This is a genomic window from Streptomyces sp. 3330, from assembly GCF_031456635.1.
Classification (GTDB): Bacteria; Actinomycetota; Actinomycetes; order Streptomycetales; family Streptomycetaceae; genus Streptomyces.
In genome coordinates, this window is the sequence record NZ_JAVDVA010000003.1 from 87,609 (window position 1) to 103,341 (window position 15,733).

15 protein-coding genes are annotated in these 15,733 nt (G+C 71.5%); 9 read left to right on the plus strand and 6 right to left on the minus strand.

Going from position 1 to position 15,733, the window contains the following annotated elements; translation table 11 throughout:
* Window positions 1–4: 4 nt before the first annotated feature.
* Window positions 5–1,354 carry an MFS transporter gene (locus J2X68_RS06330; RefSeq protein ID WP_310431452.1) on the minus strand — a complete coding sequence of 450 codons (1,350 nt, stop codon included), beginning with the start codon at window positions 1,352–1,354 and terminating at the stop codon, window positions 5–7.
* A gap of 176 nt (window positions 1,355–1,530) precedes the next feature.
* Here J2X68_RS06330 and J2X68_RS06335 point away from each other — a divergent pair, with 176 nt between their 5' ends.
* On the plus strand, window positions 1,531–2,292 hold the full coding sequence (locus J2X68_RS06335) for a phosphoglyceromutase (RefSeq protein WP_310431453.1): 762 nt from the start codon (window positions 1,531–1,533) through the stop codon (window positions 2,290–2,292).
* A gap of 267 nt (window positions 2,293–2,559) precedes the next feature.
* Here J2X68_RS06335 and J2X68_RS06340 read toward each other — a convergent pair whose 3' ends face one another.
* Window positions 2,560–4,491 (minus strand): FAD-dependent monooxygenase, encoded by a 1,932-nt coding sequence (locus tag J2X68_RS06340; RefSeq protein WP_399039386.1) that lies wholly within the window; start codon window positions 4,489–4,491, stop codon window positions 2,560–2,562.
* A 688-nt stretch (window positions 4,492–5,179) separates the two neighbouring features.
* Here J2X68_RS06340 and J2X68_RS06345 point away from each other — a divergent pair.
* On the plus strand, window positions 5,180–5,659 hold the full coding sequence (locus J2X68_RS06345) for a DUF4232 domain-containing protein (RefSeq protein WP_310431454.1): 480 nt from the start codon (window positions 5,180–5,182) through the stop codon (window positions 5,657–5,659).
* Between the two features lie 37 nt (window positions 5,660–5,696).
* On the opposite strand, the gene J2X68_RS06350 is transcribed toward J2X68_RS06345, so the two are convergent.
* From J2X68_RS06350 to phoU, 3 genes are all read right to left on the minus strand, one after another.
* Window positions 5,697–5,945, minus strand: coding sequence for an SCO4226 family nickel-binding protein (locus tag J2X68_RS06350; protein ID WP_310431455.1), 249 nt, complete (start codon window positions 5,943–5,945; stop codon window positions 5,697–5,699).
* Between the two features lie 282 nt (window positions 5,946–6,227).
* On the minus strand, window positions 6,228–6,386 hold the full coding sequence (locus J2X68_RS06355) for a hypothetical protein (RefSeq protein WP_307029045.1): 159 nt from the start codon (window positions 6,384–6,386) through the stop codon (window positions 6,228–6,230).
* Window positions 6,387–6,541: 155 nt separating this feature from the next.
* Entirely contained in the window at window positions 6,542–7,261 is a 720-nt protein-coding gene (phoU, locus tag J2X68_RS06360) for a phosphate signaling complex protein PhoU (RefSeq protein ID WP_310431456.1), read from the minus strand.
* 277 nt (window positions 7,262–7,538) lie between these two features.
* Between phoU and J2X68_RS06365 the strand changes: the two genes are divergently transcribed.
* Window positions 7,539–8,876, plus strand: a complete 1,338-nt coding sequence (locus tag J2X68_RS06365; RefSeq protein ID WP_310431457.1) for an ATP-binding protein — start codon at window positions 7,539–7,541, stop codon at window positions 8,874–8,876.
* On the plus strand, window positions 8,873–9,553 hold the full coding sequence (locus tag J2X68_RS06370; RefSeq protein ID WP_007382946.1) for a response regulator transcription factor: 681 nt from the start codon (window positions 8,873–8,875) through the stop codon (window positions 9,551–9,553). Before J2X68_RS06365 ends, J2X68_RS06370 begins: the two co-directional genes overlap by 4 nt.
* 97 nt (window positions 9,554–9,650) lie before the next feature.
* On the opposite strand, the gene J2X68_RS06375 is transcribed toward J2X68_RS06370, so the two are convergent.
* Complete coding sequence (locus J2X68_RS06375) at window positions 9,651–10,322, minus strand: DUF461 domain-containing protein (protein ID WP_310431458.1); 672 nt, start codon at window positions 10,320–10,322, stop codon at window positions 9,651–9,653.
* 732 nt (window positions 10,323–11,054) lie between these two features.
* On the opposite strand from J2X68_RS06375, the gene J2X68_RS06380 reads away from it, so the two are divergent.
* The 5 genes from J2X68_RS06380 to rlmB all read left to right on the plus strand — a co-directional run bounded on the left by J2X68_RS06380 (window position 11,055) and on the right by rlmB (window position 15,686).
* The gene (locus tag J2X68_RS06380; protein ID WP_003953493.1) at window positions 11,055–11,537 is read left to right on the plus strand and encodes a CarD family transcriptional regulator; all 483 of its coding nucleotides are present in this window, start codon (window positions 11,055–11,057) and stop codon (window positions 11,535–11,537) included.
* Between the two features lie 358 nt (window positions 11,538–11,895).
* The gene (gene ispD, locus J2X68_RS06385) at window positions 11,896–12,648 is read left to right on the plus strand and encodes a 2-C-methyl-D-erythritol 4-phosphate cytidylyltransferase (protein ID WP_310431459.1); all 753 of its coding nucleotides are present in this window, start codon (window positions 11,896–11,898) and stop codon (window positions 12,646–12,648) included.
* Window positions 12,638–13,135, plus strand: a complete 498-nt coding sequence (gene ispF / locus J2X68_RS06390) for a 2-C-methyl-D-erythritol 2,4-cyclodiphosphate synthase (protein WP_062645494.1) — start codon at window positions 12,638–12,640, stop codon at window positions 13,133–13,135. The genes ispD and ispF overlap by 11 nt, the downstream gene beginning before the upstream one ends.
* Before the next feature lie 107 nt (window positions 13,136–13,242).
* Complete coding sequence (gene cysS, locus J2X68_RS06395) at window positions 13,243–14,643, plus strand: cysteine--tRNA ligase (protein WP_310431460.1); 1,401 nt, start codon at window positions 13,243–13,245, stop codon at window positions 14,641–14,643.
* Window positions 14,644–14,744: 101 nt separating this feature from the next.
* Window positions 14,745–15,686, plus strand: coding sequence for a 23S rRNA (guanosine(2251)-2'-O)-methyltransferase RlmB (gene rlmB / locus J2X68_RS06400; protein WP_310431461.1), 942 nt, complete (start codon window positions 14,745–14,747; stop codon window positions 15,684–15,686).
* The last annotated feature ends 47 nt before the right edge of the window (window positions 15,687–15,733 follow it).

Genomic DNA, 15,733 nt, shown 5'->3' on the forward strand with positions numbered 1-15,733 from the left:
CCGCTCAGACGACCCGCGCGGGCCCGTCGGCGACCCCCGCCTTCACCCCCGGGACGGCCGCCACGACCGCGACCTCCTCGACCCCCTTGATCCCGGCGATCTCCGCGCCCCCGCCCCGGCCCGTGCCCGTACCCGTACGCGTGCCCTCGTCCTCCTCCTCCGGAAGGCGTCGCATCAGCACGGCGTATCCGACGCCCGCCGCCGTCCCCACGACCGCGCACATCCCCCACAGCCACTCCGCCCCGAACCGGTCGATGACGAAGCCGGACATCACCGGCGCGACCAGGGAGGCCACGGCCCAGGAGAGCGTGTACATGCCCTGGTAGCGCCCGCGCCCGTGGGTGGGGGACAGGCGGACCACGAGCCCGGTCTGGGTCGGCGCGTTGACGATCTCCGCCAGCGTCCACACGCAGACGGTGAGCGCGAAGACGCCGACCGACCCGGCGAAGGCGGTGAGCCCGAACCCGTACCCCGCGAGCACCGAGGAGACCACCAGCAGCCGCCGCGGGTCCCGGTGCTCGATGAACCGGGTGACGGGGATCTGCAGCGCGACGATGATCACGCCGTTCACGGCGATCGCCATGCCGTAGTCGGCCGGCGTGAACCCGGCCGCGCCCATCGCCACGGGCAGGCCCACGGCCCCCTGCTGGAAGACGAGCGCGACGAGGAAGGACAGCCCGACGACGCTCATGAACCGCCCGTCGCGCAGCACGGTCCCCAGCCCGACGCCGTCCTCCCGTACGGCCTTGTCCTCCTGCTCGGGCCGCGACTCGGGCAGCTTGAGGAAGACGACGACCGCGCAGACGAGGGTCATCCCGGCCTCGAGCAGGAACCCGGCGCGGTAGCTGACCTCGGCGATGAACCCGGCGGCCATGGAGGAGACGGCGAACCCGAGGTTGATGGCCCAGTAGTTGAGCGAGAAGGCGCGGACCCGGTCCTCGGGCCGCACGATGTCCGCCATCATCGCCTGGACGGCCGGCCGGGAGGCGTTGGAGGCCATCCCGACCAGGAAGGCGACGCCGGCGATGGCCACGGGGTGTTCCACGAATCCGAGCAGTGCCACGGAGGCGGCCGTCGAGGTCTGCGCGACGAGCAGGGTGGGCCGTCGCCCGAGCCGGTCCGCCATGACCCCGCCGCCGAGCGACGAGACGACCCCGCCCAGCCCGAGCAGCGAGGCGACGAGCCCGGCGTAGGAGGCGGAGTACCCGCGGTCGAGAGTCAGGTACAGCGCCATGAAGGTGGCGACGAACGCGCCGAGCCGGTTCACGAGGGTGCTGGTCCACAGCCACCAGAACTCGCGGGGCAGCCCGGAGAGCGTCTCGCGGGCGGCACGTCTCAGGACGGCGACAGGCATGGCGGATCCCCCGGGATGTCAGCGGCTCATGTAAGTGGCTCAGGCGGCGCTCAGAACTTACGAGAGGCGAAGCGCGGGAGGCCACTCAATTAACAGATCCCGTCAACCGTCAGGGGGTGTGTCCGCTGTGCGAGCGGGCGCACAAGGGATCGGAGCGGTGGATTACGCTCATACGCATGGCCGACGCACCGTACAAGCTGATCCTCCTCCGCCACGGCGAGAGCGAGTGGAACGCGAAGAACCTGTTCACCGGCTGGGTGGACGTCAACCTCAACGAGAAGGGCGAGAAGGAGGCGGTCCGCGGTGGCGAACTCCTGAAGGATGCCGACCTCCTCCCCGACGTGGTCCACACGTCGCTCCAGAAGCGCGCGATCCGCACGGCCCAGCTGGCGCTGGAATCCGCGGACCGCCACTGGATCCCGGTCCACCGCTCCTGGCGCCTGAACGAACGCCACTACGGCGCCCTCCAGGGCAAGGACAAGGCGCAGACCCTCGCGGAGTTCGGCGAGGAGCAGTTCATGCTCTGGCGCCGCTCCTACGACACCCCGCCGCCGCCGCTGTCGGACGACTCGGAGTTCTCCCAGGCCGCCGACCCGCGCTACGCCTCCATCCCCCCGGAGCTGCGCCCCCGCACGGAGTGCCTGAAGGACGTCGTCGTCCGCATGCTCCCGTACTGGTACGACGGCATCGTCCCGGACCTCCTGTCCGGCCGCACGGTCCTGGTCGCCGCCCACGGCAACTCGCTCCGCGCCCTCGTCAAGCACCTCGACGGCATCTCCGACGCCGACATCGCGGGCCTGAACATCCCGACGGGCATCCCGCTGTCCTACGAGCTCGACGCGAACTTCAAGCCGCTCACCCCGGGCGGCACCTACCTCGACCCGGACGCGGCCGCAGCGGCCATCGAAGCGGTCAAGAACCAGGGCAAGAAGAAGTAACGCGACACCGATAAGCCCCCGACCTGCGAGTTTCTCGCGGGGCGGGGGCTTTTTGGTGGGGCTGGGCCGTCTGTGGGCTTTCAGGTGCGTCGGCGGCTCACACCGACGGAGCAGCGGACACCGGGACGCCACGAGTGAAGGTCGGTTCGCAAGGGAGAGGCGACGCGGAGGGCGGCTGACAGCGACGCCCGGGGGATTCCGCCCAGGCGGGCCCACTCCAGGCGGGCCCGCTGGGCCGATCCGGAGGAGTCGGAGCGTGGGGAGGGGTCAGGTTCTCGGGGGTTCGCGGGTCGGGAGTGGGGTGGACAGTGCTGTCAGGTAGGCGGGGAGGGCTGTCGCGGCGTCGGGGAGGGGGAAGAGGGTGGCGAGGTGTCCGTCGGGGCGGATGACGAAGGCGGTCGGGCCGGCGGGGGCGTAGAGACGGGCGAACTCGCCTGCGGTGTCGAGGTAGGTGGGGATGGTCGGGGCCGGTGCCGATTCGTGCGGCAGCACGGCGATGAGCCGGAGGTCGGGGCCGGTGGCCGGGGTCGCTCGTGCCGTCGTCGCTCGTACGGTCTCGGCTGCCGTCGCCACCGTGGTGGGGTCCGTCGCGTAGAGGAATGCCACGTGGCCCGTGCGTCCGCGCAGGACGTCGAGCAGGCGCCAGGGGTAGGTGGATCCGGGGGTGGTCAGGCCGCCGCAGTCCGGGGCGCGGTCACCGGGGCGGAGGCTCAGGGGCGAGCCGTCGTGCGACGTGGGGGCGTCGGGTGTGTGGTCGTCCGGCGAGGGGTGTGCGGGTGGGTCGTCCGGGGTGGGGGCGAGGGGGCCGTCGCGGTAGCTGACGAGGAGTTGGGCCTCGCGGAGCAGGATGGTGCGCGGGTCGTCGGGATCGGCTTCGATGCCCTGGGTGGCGTGACGGACCGTTCGGCCGACGACCTCCTCGCCGATCGGGCGGCGCTCGGCGTCGTAGGTGGTCAGGAGGGCGGGCCCGGCTTCCCCTCGGATGACGAGGGCCAGCTTCCAGGCCAGGTTGCACGCGTCCTGGATGCCGGTGTTCATGCCCTGGGCGCCGGTGGGCGGGTGGATGTGGGCCGCGTCGCCCGCGACGAAGACGCGGCCTTCGGCGTAGCGGTCGACGATGCGGTGGCTGATACGGAAGACGGACGACCACCGCAGTCGGGAGAGGACCGCCGGTTCCGGGGCGAGGCGGTCGACCACCGCTTGGAGGTGGTGCAGCTCCGGGGCGTGCCCGCCCTCCAGGCCGTGCGCCACATCGTCCCCGTGCCTCACACCGGTGCCGCCGTCGCCCCCGTTCGCGTCGCCTTCGTGCCGCACGCCGTCGCCGAGGTGTACCCCGTCTCCGTGTGCAGGCACGTTCCCGTCGTGCGTCGTCGCGTTCCCGCCGGTCGCCTTGCCGTCGGTGCCCGCACCCGCGGCGGTATCCGTCCCCGCACCAGCAGCTCCGCCCGCACCAGCACCCGCGCCCGCGCCCGCGCGGGTGGAGAGTTCGGGTGGGACGAGCATCGACATGCGGTAGCGGCCGGGGCCGGGGAGGGGGATGCAGACCAGTATGTCGTCGGTGGAGCCGTCCGCGGCGAGGTGGCTGGAGCGGAGGCCGTAGCCGTGGGGGAGGCCCCAGTCCGTCTCGACGTCGCCCAGCATGTACTCCTCGTCGAAGGCCGCCCCCGCGTAGTCGAGGCCGAGCCCCTTGCGCACGGTGCTGTGCGCTCCGTCGCAGCCGATCAGGTAGCCGGCCCGCACCTCCTCCTCCGCGCCGGAGGCGGTGCGCAGGCGGGCGGTGACCCCGTCCGGGTCCTGGGTGAACGACAGCAGTTCGGTGCCGCGTTCCACGGACGTGCCGAGGCCCGCGACGTGATCCTCCAGGAGGCGCTCGGTCTCGTACTGCGGCAGCACCGCGAACGCGTAGGGCACCTCGGGCGGCAGCGTGAGCTCGATGCGCGCCCGTTCCTCGCCGTTGACGTAGACCACCTGGCCGCGCAGCACCGCGGCCGCCTCCAGGAACGTGCGGGCCAGGCCCATCCGGTCCCAGATCTCCAGGGTGCGCGGCTGGATCCCGACGGCCTTCGCGTACGGGAGACGGGCGGGCAGGCGATCCACGAGCCGGCAACGCACCCCTTGCCTGCGCAGTTCCGCCGCGGCGCTCAGCCCGACCGGTCCGGCGCCCGCGATCAGTACGTCGGTCGTTGCGGTGTGTGCCACGGGTTCCTCCCGGTGCGCTGCTCGCCCCCTGGACCGGTCCCGCACCCATGGTCACCCGGCGGCGGTCGGACGGCGAGGCGGGCGGACCGCCACCACACGCAACCGTTTTTCCGATTTACGCGGTTCTGTCGAAGTGGCCGGATATCGTCACCGATGCGTCGCAGGTCGGTCCGCACGCGAACCCGCGGGCCTGCCCGTTCTGTCTGTGTGGGCGGACAACACGCAAGTGGATCGGCGGGTCGGTGGGTGGGCGCCGAGGGCGGACGCCTTCGGCGATTCGGATCCGGGGGGCGACATGCGGCACGGCAACGCGACCACGAACGCGGACACGAGGGCGAGGGCGAGGGCGAGCACGAGGGCGTCCGAGCACACGAGCACGAGCACGTACGAGCACACGGACGAGAACGCGAACAGGAACGGGAACGTGCACATGCGCTGGAACAGGTTCGGAATCCGGGGGTCCGTGATGGCGGCCGTCGTCGCCTCGGCCGCTCTGGTGGTGACGGGATGCGGTTCGGGGGAGTCCCCCAGCGTTGCCACGACTCCCGACTCCGCCGGTCCCGCCTCCGTCAGCCCGGGCTCGGCGACACCCGGCCCCGTGACCTCTCCTTCCGTGACCTCACCTTCCGCGGCCCCTCCTTCGGCGGCTTCGCCGTCCGTCGCCTCCCCCGCCGCGAGCGCCGCTGTCGTGACGCCCGCAGTGGACAGCTCCCAGGGCGTGTCGGCGCCGGTCTGCACCGCGGGGAGCCTGAAGGTCTCCGCACGTCAGGCAGCCGAGCGGCCGGTCGGCACGGGGACCGGGGCGGCGATCGTCGAGTTCACCAACAGCTCGGCCAAGGCCTGTGTCCTCAAGGGACATCCGACCGTCGCGGGAGCCGGCAACGGCTCTCCCGGGAAGAACTCCCCGCTCGCCGTCACGACGACCGGATCCGCCTCGACGGTGACGCTGGCCCCCAAGGGCAAGGCATGGGTGAAGCTCACCTTCGTCCAGGTGCAGGGGGAGGCCGACGGCTACTGCGAATCCGGTGCGGAGCCCGTCGTCCACCCGACGCTCGTGATCGGGCTGCCGGGCGCGGGCAAGCACCAAGTCGCCCTGGACGACGGTCAGATCGCGGAGTGCGACAACAAGGTGGCCGTCACCGCCGTGTCCGCGGTCAAGCCCTCCTGACCCGGGTCGAGGCCCCGCGGCGGACGCCCGGCCGATGTCACACCGTCAGTGGCACCGGGTGGATCTCGTCCGCCATGTGGCCGGTGCGCTCGTGCACACGCAGCACCGCGTCCGCCGAGGGCGCCTCGGAGAGGCAGTAGACGGTTCCGGACTCCGGGTCGGCCCAGGCCCGTTCGAAGTGCACGCCCTCTTCGCCCTCGACGGCGAGGTCCGCCCGGTGGGCCTCGAGGAGCTGATCGGCGGTGATGCCCTGCATGCCGTGGTGGACGTCCATGAAGCGGGTCATGACTGCCCGCCCCCTTCCCATCGCCGTGCCTGTGCCTGTGCCCGGCCTTGAGCCTGTGCCTGAGCCGGTGCGTGTCGCTGTGGCCCCGTGGGCCCTGGTGACCAGGCCTGTGCCTTGCCCGCGCTTGCGCGCCCGCACTTCCATGTCGCGCGCCCGCACTTCCATGCTGCGCTCACGCTCCCCGCGCGGCGACCGGACGAGGGGCGGTCCGTCCGGGCATGACGGGGGCCCGGTACCGGTACGGCACCGGGCCCCTCGTCCACAGGCGTTCGTCGTACGTCTTCAGCCGCACTGGCAGGGGTTGCCCGACTGGCACCCGCAGCCGCACCCGGAGCCGCAGCCGCACGCGCCGATGAGCATCAGGTTCCTGATCTCGGCGGGCTGCTCGGTCGGGCGTTCCTGCGCGGGGTCGGGCGTGGGAGTGCTGGGGGACTCGGCCATGGGTTCCTCCCGGAGGCGTAGGACCTGTGCCCATTGCATGCCCGTTCCGCTGGGCGCATCAACGGCTCAACGGCGCACGGCGGCTTGCGCACGCCCTGAGGAGACCCGGTGCGCCCTTGGCGGACGACCCCGTGGGCACCCGGTCACCGCCCGGCTCAGACTCCCTCGGCCGCCGCTCCCGTGCCCGTGCCCGTCGCCGGCTGGATGTCGGGCTGGATCTCCGGCTGGAGCTCGTCCGCGTGCTCGCCCGTCACCAGGAACACCACGCGCTTGGCCACGGCCACCGCGTGGTCGGCGAACCGCTCGTAGTAGCGGCCCAGCAGCGTGACGTCGACGGCCGTCTCGATGCCGTGCTTCCAGCGGTCGTCCAGCAGGTGCTGGAAGAGGGTGCGGTGCAGGAGGTCCATCGCGTCGTCGTCCGACTCCAGCTGGAGGGCGAGGTCGACGTCCTTGGTGACGACGACCTCCGCCGCCTTCGCCATCAGACGCTGGGCGAGCTGGCCCATCTCCAGGATGGTGGCGTGCAGGTCCTGGGGGACCGCGCGGTTCGGGAAGCGCAGCCGCGCCAGCTTGGCCACGTGCTGGGCCAGGTCGCCGGAGCGCTCCAGGTCGGCCGACATCCGCAGCGACGTGACCACGATCCGCAGGTCCGTCGCCACCGGCTGCTGCCGGGCCAGCAGCGCTATCGCCCGGGCCTCCAGGTCGTGCTGGAGCTCGTCGACCCTCTTGTCGGCCTCGATGACGCTCTCGGCGAGCTTCAGGTCGGCGTCGAGAATGGCGGTCGTGGCGCGTCCGATCGCCGACCCGACCAGCCGGGCCATCTCCACCAGGCTGTCGCCGATCGAGTCCAGTTCCTCGTGGTACGCGTCCCGCATCAGGGTTCCCTCTCGTACGTCGTGCTTGGGGTTCGGGTTCGGTTCCGGGGGCCAGAACCGGCCGCGAACCGGGTCGTCACCGGCTGCTGCACCGGCGCCGACCGGCCGTGGAACCGGTGCTGCGAACCCCACGGTGCCACGCTCCGCCCCGTACGCGTCGATTTCCGGCACCCCAAATGAACCGCCACTGGCTCCAAGGTGAACTCTGGGCGACGAGTGTTCGAGGTCGCACCTCGACAGCTGTGGCCAGGACCGATCGCGTGCCTAACCTGGTGGCATGGACGTGAACGCGGCGGTCGCCGCAGCGGCAGCGATCGCCGGGGTGCTCACCGGTGTCATCGCCATGCTGGCGTTCCGCTGGAGCGAGCGGGAGCAGAAGCGCCCCACGCGCACCTCGCTGCACACGGACGCGGTGCTTCCGCCGGGTGTGGACACCGTCCTCTCCGTGCTCCGCTCCTCCGCCGTCGTGCTCGACGAGGCGGACGCCGTCGTGAAGGCCAGCTCCGCCGCCTACGCCCTCGGGCTGGTGCGCGGCGGCCGGCTCAGCGTCGAGCCCATGCTCAAGATGGCCCGGGACACCCGGCGCGACGGGGAGATACGCCAGGTCGAGCTGGACCTTCCCCGGCGCGGGACCGGGCGCGGCGAGGCTCTCGCCGTGTCCGCCAGAGTGGCCCCGCTGGGCTCCCGGCTGGTCCTCCTGCTCGTGGAGGACCTCACCGAGGCCCGTCGGATCGAAGCGGTCCGCCGGGACTTCGTGGCCAACGTCAGCCATGAGCTGAAGACCCCGGTCGGCGCGCTCTCCCTGCTCTCCGAGGCCGTCATGGACGCCTCGGAGGATCCGGAGGCGGTGGAGCGGTTCGCCGGCCGCATGCAGATCGAGGCCACCCGGCTGACCAGCCTGGTGCAGGAGCTCATCGACCTCTCCAGGGTCCAGAACGACGATCCCCTCGAGGACGCCGAGCCGGTCGGCATCGACGAGCTGGTCGCCGAGGCCGTCGACCGCTGCCGTCACCAGGCCGGCACCAAGCAGATCACCATGGCCGCCGGTGGCACCGCCGACCTGCGGGTCTTCGGGAACCGGGGTCAGCTGGCCGCCGCCCTCGGCAACCTGGTCGAGAACGCCGTCAACTACTCGCCCGCCCGGACCCGGGTCGGCATAGCCGCCCGCCGGGTGAGCGCGCCGGGCGGGGACCTGATCGAGATCGCCGTGACCGACCAGGGCATCGGCATCTCCGACAAGGACAAGGAGCGCATCTTCGAGCGCTTCTACCGCGTCGACCCGGCCCGCTCCCGCCAGACGGGCGGTACGGGGCTCGGCCTGGCGATCGTCAAGCACGTGGCCGCCTCGCACGGCGGGGAGGTCACGGTGTGGAGCGCCGAGAACCAGGGCTCCACGTTCACCCTGCGGCTGCCGGAGGCGGGCGTGGCCCGCGACCGCGCGCAGCAGCACCCCGACCCGGACGAGGCCGACGACGACGCCGACCTCGACGACGCCGACGGTCTCGACGAGGTCGGTCACTCCTCCCCGCACCGCTCGACCCACACACCACCCCGCGCCTCATCCCCCGATTCGTCCGCGTACCGGACGCTTTCCGCCCCGGAGGTCCTTCCGTGACCCGAGTGCTCGTCGTCGAGGACGAGGAGTCCTTTTCCGACGCCCTGTCCTACATGCTCCGCAAGGAAGGCTTCGAGGTCGCCATCGCGGCCACCGGGCCCGACGGACTCGACGAGTTCGAGCGCAACGGCGCCGACCTCGTGCTCCTCGACCTGATGCTGCCGGGCCTGCCCGGTACCGAGGTGTGCCGTCAGCTGCGCGGTCGCTCCAACGTCCCCGTGATCATGGTGACCGCCAAGGACAGCGAGATCGACAAGGTCGTCGGCCTGGAGATAGGAGCCGACGACTACGTCACCAAGCCCTTCTCCTCGCGCGAGCTGGTGGCCCGTATCCGGGCCGTCCTGCGCCGCCGGGGCGAGCCGGAGGAGGTGACCCCGGCGGCCCTGGAGGCCGGCCCGGTCCGTATGGACGTCGACCGCCACGTCGTGACGGTCTCCGGCTCCAAGGTCGACCTGCCCCTCAAGGAGTTCGACCTGCTGGAGATGCTGCTGCGCAACGCCGGCCGCGTCCTGACCCGTATGCAGCTCATCGACCGGGTCTGGGGCGCCGACTACGTGGGCGACACCAAGACCCTGGACGTCCACGTCAAGCGCCTGCGCGCCAAGATCGAGCCGGACCCGGGGGCCCCGCGCTACCTGGTCACGGTGCGTGGCCTGGGGTACAAGTTCGAGCCGTAGGCCGGACGCGTGCCGAGGGACGGACGAGCACAGCAGGAGAGGGCGGCGCCCCGGCCGGGGCGCCGCCCTCTCCTGCTGTGCGTGGGTGTGAGCCGGGTCAGCGACCGGCCGCCGACTCCGACGGGGACGCCGAGCCGGACTCGGTGGAGCCGTCCTCGGGGGCGGCCGCGCCCGAAGCCGACTCGGAGGGGGACGCCGACGTGCTTCCGGACGGGGACGCCGACGCGCTCTGCGAGGGGGACTCCGCGGCGCTCGGGATGTCGCTCGGGCCCCACTTGGAGAAGTAGCTCTCGGCGGGGACGACGAAGGCGCGCAGGCTGACCTCGCCGGTCTCGCTGAAGGTGAAGGTCACCTTCTGCGCGTCGCCGTCCTTGACGGCCTCGCGGCTGTTCGTCAGCACGGCGGAGGCGTTGTTCTCGCCGCCGATGACGACCGAGCCGCCGGCCGGGACGGTCAGCTTGCCCTTGCCCTTGGCGGGCGAGATCTCGGCGGACTTGCCGCCGTCGAGGGTGATGGACTCCAGCGTCTGCGCCTCGCTGCCGCTGTTGAAGACGGTCGCCGAGATCACGGCGGGGCCGGTCGACTCCAGGTCGGGCTGGGTGATGACGATGACGTTCTGCAGCTTGATGTCGCCGACGCTGGTGGCGGCGTTGTCCGGCTTGATCTCCAGGGTCTGGGAGTCGTTGCCGGCCCCACAGGCGGCGAGCGAGGCGATCGAGAACGCGATGGCGGAAGCGGCGAGGGCGCCGCGTCGAAGGCTGCTGCTCACGGCGGCGGCAACTCCTTGTACACGCGGGCGGCTTTCCTTTGGATAAAGCCGTCCTAAGGGTCTGTCAGCGGCCTTAGGTTACCGAGCCGTTCTCGCGCCGCCGCACCCGACCCGCCTCTTGAGCGATCCCGTGCCTCGACGGACGCGCTGAACGGCCTCCGGCACCACCTGTCCCGGGAGCCACAAGCGACCCACGAGTCACCTTGGCTTCACCCGCCGTCTTCCCCCTCGCCTTCCCCTCGCCTTCCCTCTCGCCTTCCCCTCGCCTTCCCCTCGTGTTCCTGCCGTCTTCGCAGTCCTCTTCCGGCTTCTCCCGGCTCACCGGCGCATTCGGATAACCGCGCCGGAGGTCCGCTCGCGGATTTTCGGTGAAGGAATGCGAGGTGGTCCCCGGAATTGATCACGGCCCGGGTCGCGGGGTCGATGATCAATTCCGGAAACGACTCGTATCCGGCCACGTGAACCGAACGGAGTAGCGGAAGTCGCACTCCTGGAAGCGGACATATGTGGACGTTCGGCCGTTCGGGCGGGCCTCCGGATGTGTGTAACGTGCGCGTTTCTCCCCCCTCGGAGAGCACCTCCGACCTGCGAATACCTGCTTCCGCCGACCCTTCGCAGCACGTTCCTGTTGCTGTTGTCAAGCCCCGAGATATGCCCTGACCTGCGAAAACGCCATTCAGAACCCGCAGTTTCCGTGTTACCCTGGATAGCCACGGAAGGGGTACCTGTCACATGACGTTCAAGGTTGGCGACACCGTGGTCTATCCCCATCACGGGGCCGCGCTGATCGAGGCCATCGAAACTCGCCAGATCAAAGGCGTGGACAAGACCTACTTGGTGCTGAAGGTCGCCCAGGGTGACCTGACGGTACGTGTGCCAGCGGACAATGCGGAGTTCGTCGGCGTACGTGATGTGGTCGGTCAGGACGGGCTGGACCGGGTCTTCGAGGTGCTGCGCGCGCCGTACGCCGAGGAGCCCACGAACTGGTCGCGTCGCTACAAGGCAAATCTGGAGAAGCTCGCCTCCGGCGATGTCATCAAGGTCGCGGAAGTCGTGCGTGACCTGTGGCGTCGTGAGCGCGAGCGCGGACTCTCCGCCGGTGAGAAGCGCATGCTCGCCAAGGCCCGCCAGATCCTGGTGAGCGAGCTGGCCCTCGCGGAGAACACCAACGAGGACAAGGCCGAAGCCCTGCTCGACGAGGTGCTCGCGTCCTGAGTCCGACGCGTTTTTCGCGTGCTGAAGCCGGCCCGAGACCGGTCTCGGCACGCTGAAGAACACGCACACTGAAGAACACCGAAATGCCGCGGTGCCCGATGACGAATTCCCCGTCGCCGGGCGCTGCGGCATGTTCGCGCCAGGACAACAGCCGTACGCCCTACCCCCGCAGGGGTGGTCCGTCGATACTGCCCCCGAACCGCCCCCGATAATGCGACCGATGCTTCGATACTTGGTGTGCCGGGCCCGGGCTGCTGCCTCGACCGGCACGTCACGGAAGGGTCCGGTCAAGGCGTCGCGCCCGGCACTTCCAGGGCCATACCCACGCCGGGCCGGAACACAAACCTGACAGGAACCGATGTCTGACGATTCGCGTCCCTCCCCCGCGCCCACCCGTACGGCCGCGGTGATTCCGGCCGCCGGGCGGGGCGTCCGCCTCGGTCCGGGCGCCCCCAAGGCGCTCCGCACGCTGGGCGGCACGCCCATGCTGATCCACGCGGTACGCGCCATGGCCGCCTCCCGCGCCGTCTCCCTGGTCGTCGTCGTGGCCCCGCCGGACGGCGCCGCCGAGGTGAAGTCGCTGCTCGACGCGCACGCGCTGCCCGACCGCACCGACTTCCTGGTCGTGCCCGGCGGGGAGACCCGCCAGGAGTCCGTGCGGCTCGGCCTGGACGCGCTGCCGCCCGGCCACGACATCGTCCTGGTGCACGACGCCGCCCGGCCGCTCGTCCCCGTCGACACGGTGGACGCCGTGATCGAGGCCGTACGGGAGGGCGCTCCCGCCGTCGTCCCGGCGCTGCCGCTCGCGGACACCGTCAAGGAGGTCGAACCGGCCGCGGTCCCCGGCGACCCCGAGCCGGTCGTCGCGACGCCCGAGCGCGCCCGCCTGCGCGCCGTGCAGACCCCGCAGGGCTTCGACCGGGCCACCCTGGTCCGCGCCCACGAGTCGGTCACGGAGAACGTCACCGACGACGCGAGCATGGTCGAGCAGCTGGGGCTGACGGTCGTCGTCGTCCCCGGTCACGAGGAGGCCTTCAAGGTCACCCGGCCCCTCGACCTGGTCCTCGCCGAGGCGGTCCTGGCCCGCAGGAGGCTCAACGATGGCTTCTGAGACGCGGCCCGTGCTGCCCCAGGTCGGCATCGGCACCGACATCCACGCCTTCGAGGAGGGCCGCGAGCTGTGGTGCGCGGGCCTGAAGTGGGAAGGGCAGGGCCCCGGGCTGGCCGGGCACTCCGACGCGGACGTCGTCGCGCACGCCGCCTGCAACGCGCTCTTCTCCGCGGCCGGCCTCGGCGACCTGGGGCAGCACTTCGGCACCGGGCGCCCCGAGTGGTCCGGCGCCTCGGGCGTCACCCTGCTCACGGAGGCGGCCCGGATCGTCCGCGAGGCCGGCTTCGTCATCGGCAACGTCGCCGTGCAGGTCGTCGGGCCCCGCCCCAAGATCGGCAAGCGGCGCGACGAGGCGCAGAAGATCCTCTCTGAGGCGGCGGGCGCGCCGGTGTCGGTGTCGGGCGCGACGACGGACGGGCTCGGCTTCCCGGGACGCGACGAGGGTCTGATGGCGATCGCGACGGCGCTGGTGGCGCGTACCGGCTGAGCGGCGCCGCCCGCACCGGCCCGACATATGCCATGGCATGTCACGAATGTGTGGCCCTTGGGTGGAAGGGGCTCGGGGCATCGCCCCGCGCCCACTACCCTGGAGTGGTGACCATTCGCCTGTACGACACCAGTGCCCGGCAGATCCGTGACTTCGTCCCGCTCCAGCCGGGTTGTGTCTCGATCTACCTGTGTGGTGCCACCGTGCAGGCGGCCCCGCACATCGGGCACATCCGCTCGGGCCTGAACTTCGACATCATGCGCCGGTGGTTCGCCCACCGCGGCTACGACGTCACGTTCATCCGCAACGTCACCGACATCGACGACAAGATCATCGCCAAGTCGCACGACCAGGGCCGCCCCTGGTGGTCGATCGGGTACGAGAACGAGCGGGCGTTCAACGACGGCTACCAGGCGCTGGGTTGCCTGCCGCCGACCTACGAACCCCGCGCCACCGGGCACGTCCCGGAGATGATCGAGATGATGCGCGGGCTGATCGAGCGCGGACACGCCTACGAGGCCGACGGCAACGTCTACTTCGACGTGCGCTCGTTCCCGGAGTACCTCCGGCTGTCCAACCAGGAGCTGGACAACCTGCTCCAGCCCTCGGGCGACGGCGAGACCGGCAAGCGCGACCAGCGCGACTTCGCCCTCTGGAAGTCCGTCAAGCCGGGGGAGCCGAGCTGGGAGACCCCCTGGGGTCGCGGGCGTCCGGGCTGGCACCTCGAGTGCTCGGCGATGGCGCACAAGTACCTGGGGCCCGTGTTCGACATCCACGGCGGCGGCCTCGACCTGATCTTCCCGCACCACGAGAACGAGATCGCCCAGGCCAAGGCCTACGGCGACGAGTTCGCGCGGTACTGGGTGCACAACGCCTGGGTCACCATGGCCGGCGAGAAGATGTCGAAGTCGCTGGGCAACAGCGTCCTCGTCTCCGAGATGGTGAAGCAGTGGCGCCCGATCGTGCTGCGCTACTACCTCGGTACCCCGCACTACCGCTCGATGATCGAGTACAGCGAGGAGTCGCTGCGCGAGGCCGAGTCGGCGTTCGCGCGGATCGAGGGCTTCGTGCAGCGCGTCGTCGAGAAGGCCGGGGGAGTCGTCGAGCCCGCGGCCGAGGTGCCGCCGGCCTTCGCCGAGGCGATGGACGACGACCTGGGTGTCCCGCAGGCGCTCGCCATCGTGCACACGACGGTCCGGCAGGGGAACTCGGCGCTCGCCGCCGACGACAAGGAAGCCGCCGTGGCCCGCCTCGCCGAGGTCCGCGCCATGCTCGGCGTCCTCGGCCTGGACCCGCTCGACGCGCACTGGGCCGGCGAGGAGAGCCGGGGCGAGGACCTGCACGGCGTGGTCGACAGCCTCGTACGACTCGTCCTCGACCAGCGCGAGTCGGCCCGCGGGCGCAAGGACTGGGCGACCGCGGACGCCATCCGTGACCAGCTCACCCAGTCCGGTCTGGCCATCGAGGACGGCCCGCAGGGGCCGCGCTGGAGCCTCGGTCCGCGGTAGGGCGGCCCCGGGGCCTGTCCTTGATCGACTGTGCCGCCCGGCCTTCCGGGCGGCACACTGCATAAGACGTACGTACGAAAGCTCACGGAGACGAGAGACTCATGGCAGCCAACAACCGCCGCATGTCCGGCAAGAAGGGCGCGCAGGTCGGCAGTGGCGGCCAGCGGCGCCGGGGCCTGGAAGGCAAGGGACCGACCCCGCCCGCCGAGATGCGCAAGAAGCACAAGGCGAACCGCATCGCGACCGCCAAGGCCAAGCAGGCCGCACGCCGGCCCGCGCCGCGCGGCCGTGGCGGCAAGGGCACGTCCGAGATGGTCGTCGGCCGCAACTCCGTCGTCGAGGCGCTGCGCGAGGGCGTGCCCGCGACGATGCTGTACGTGCAGCAGTTCATCGACAACGACGAGCGGGTGCGCGAGGCGCTCCAGCTCGCCGGTGAGCGCGGCGGCATCCACCTCATGGAGGCCCCGCGCCCCGAGCTGGACCGCATGACCAACGGCCTCAACCACCAGGGCCTGGTCCTCCAGGTCCCGCCGTACGAGTACGCGCACCCCGAGGACCTGGCGTCGGCGGCCTACGACAACGGCGAGGACCCGCTGATCGTCGCCCTCGACGGCGTGACCGACCCGCGCAACCTGGGTGCCGTCGTCCGCTCCGTCTCCGCCTTCGGCGGCCACGGCGTGGTCGTCCCCGAGCGCCGCGCGGCCGGCATGACGGCCGGCGCCTGGAAGACGTCCGCCGGTGCGGCGGCCCGTACCCCGGTCGCCCGCGCCACCAACCTCACCCGCGCCCTGGAGGCCTACAAGAAGGCCGGTGTCGCGATCGTCGGTCTGGCCGCCGACGGCGAGCACGAGGTCAGCACGCTGAAGGCGCTGGACGGCCCGGTCGTCATCGTCGTCGGCAGCGAGGGCAAGGGCCTCTCCCGCCTGGTCGGCGAGACCTGCGACTTCCGGGTGCGGATCCCGATGCCGGGTGGCGCCGAATCCCTCAACGCGGGTGTGGCGGCCGGGATCGTGCTGTACGAGGCGGCTCGGCGGCGCGGCTGAGGGCCCCGCGCCCGTGTGCGGGGAGTTCACTCGAACGGGTCAATCCC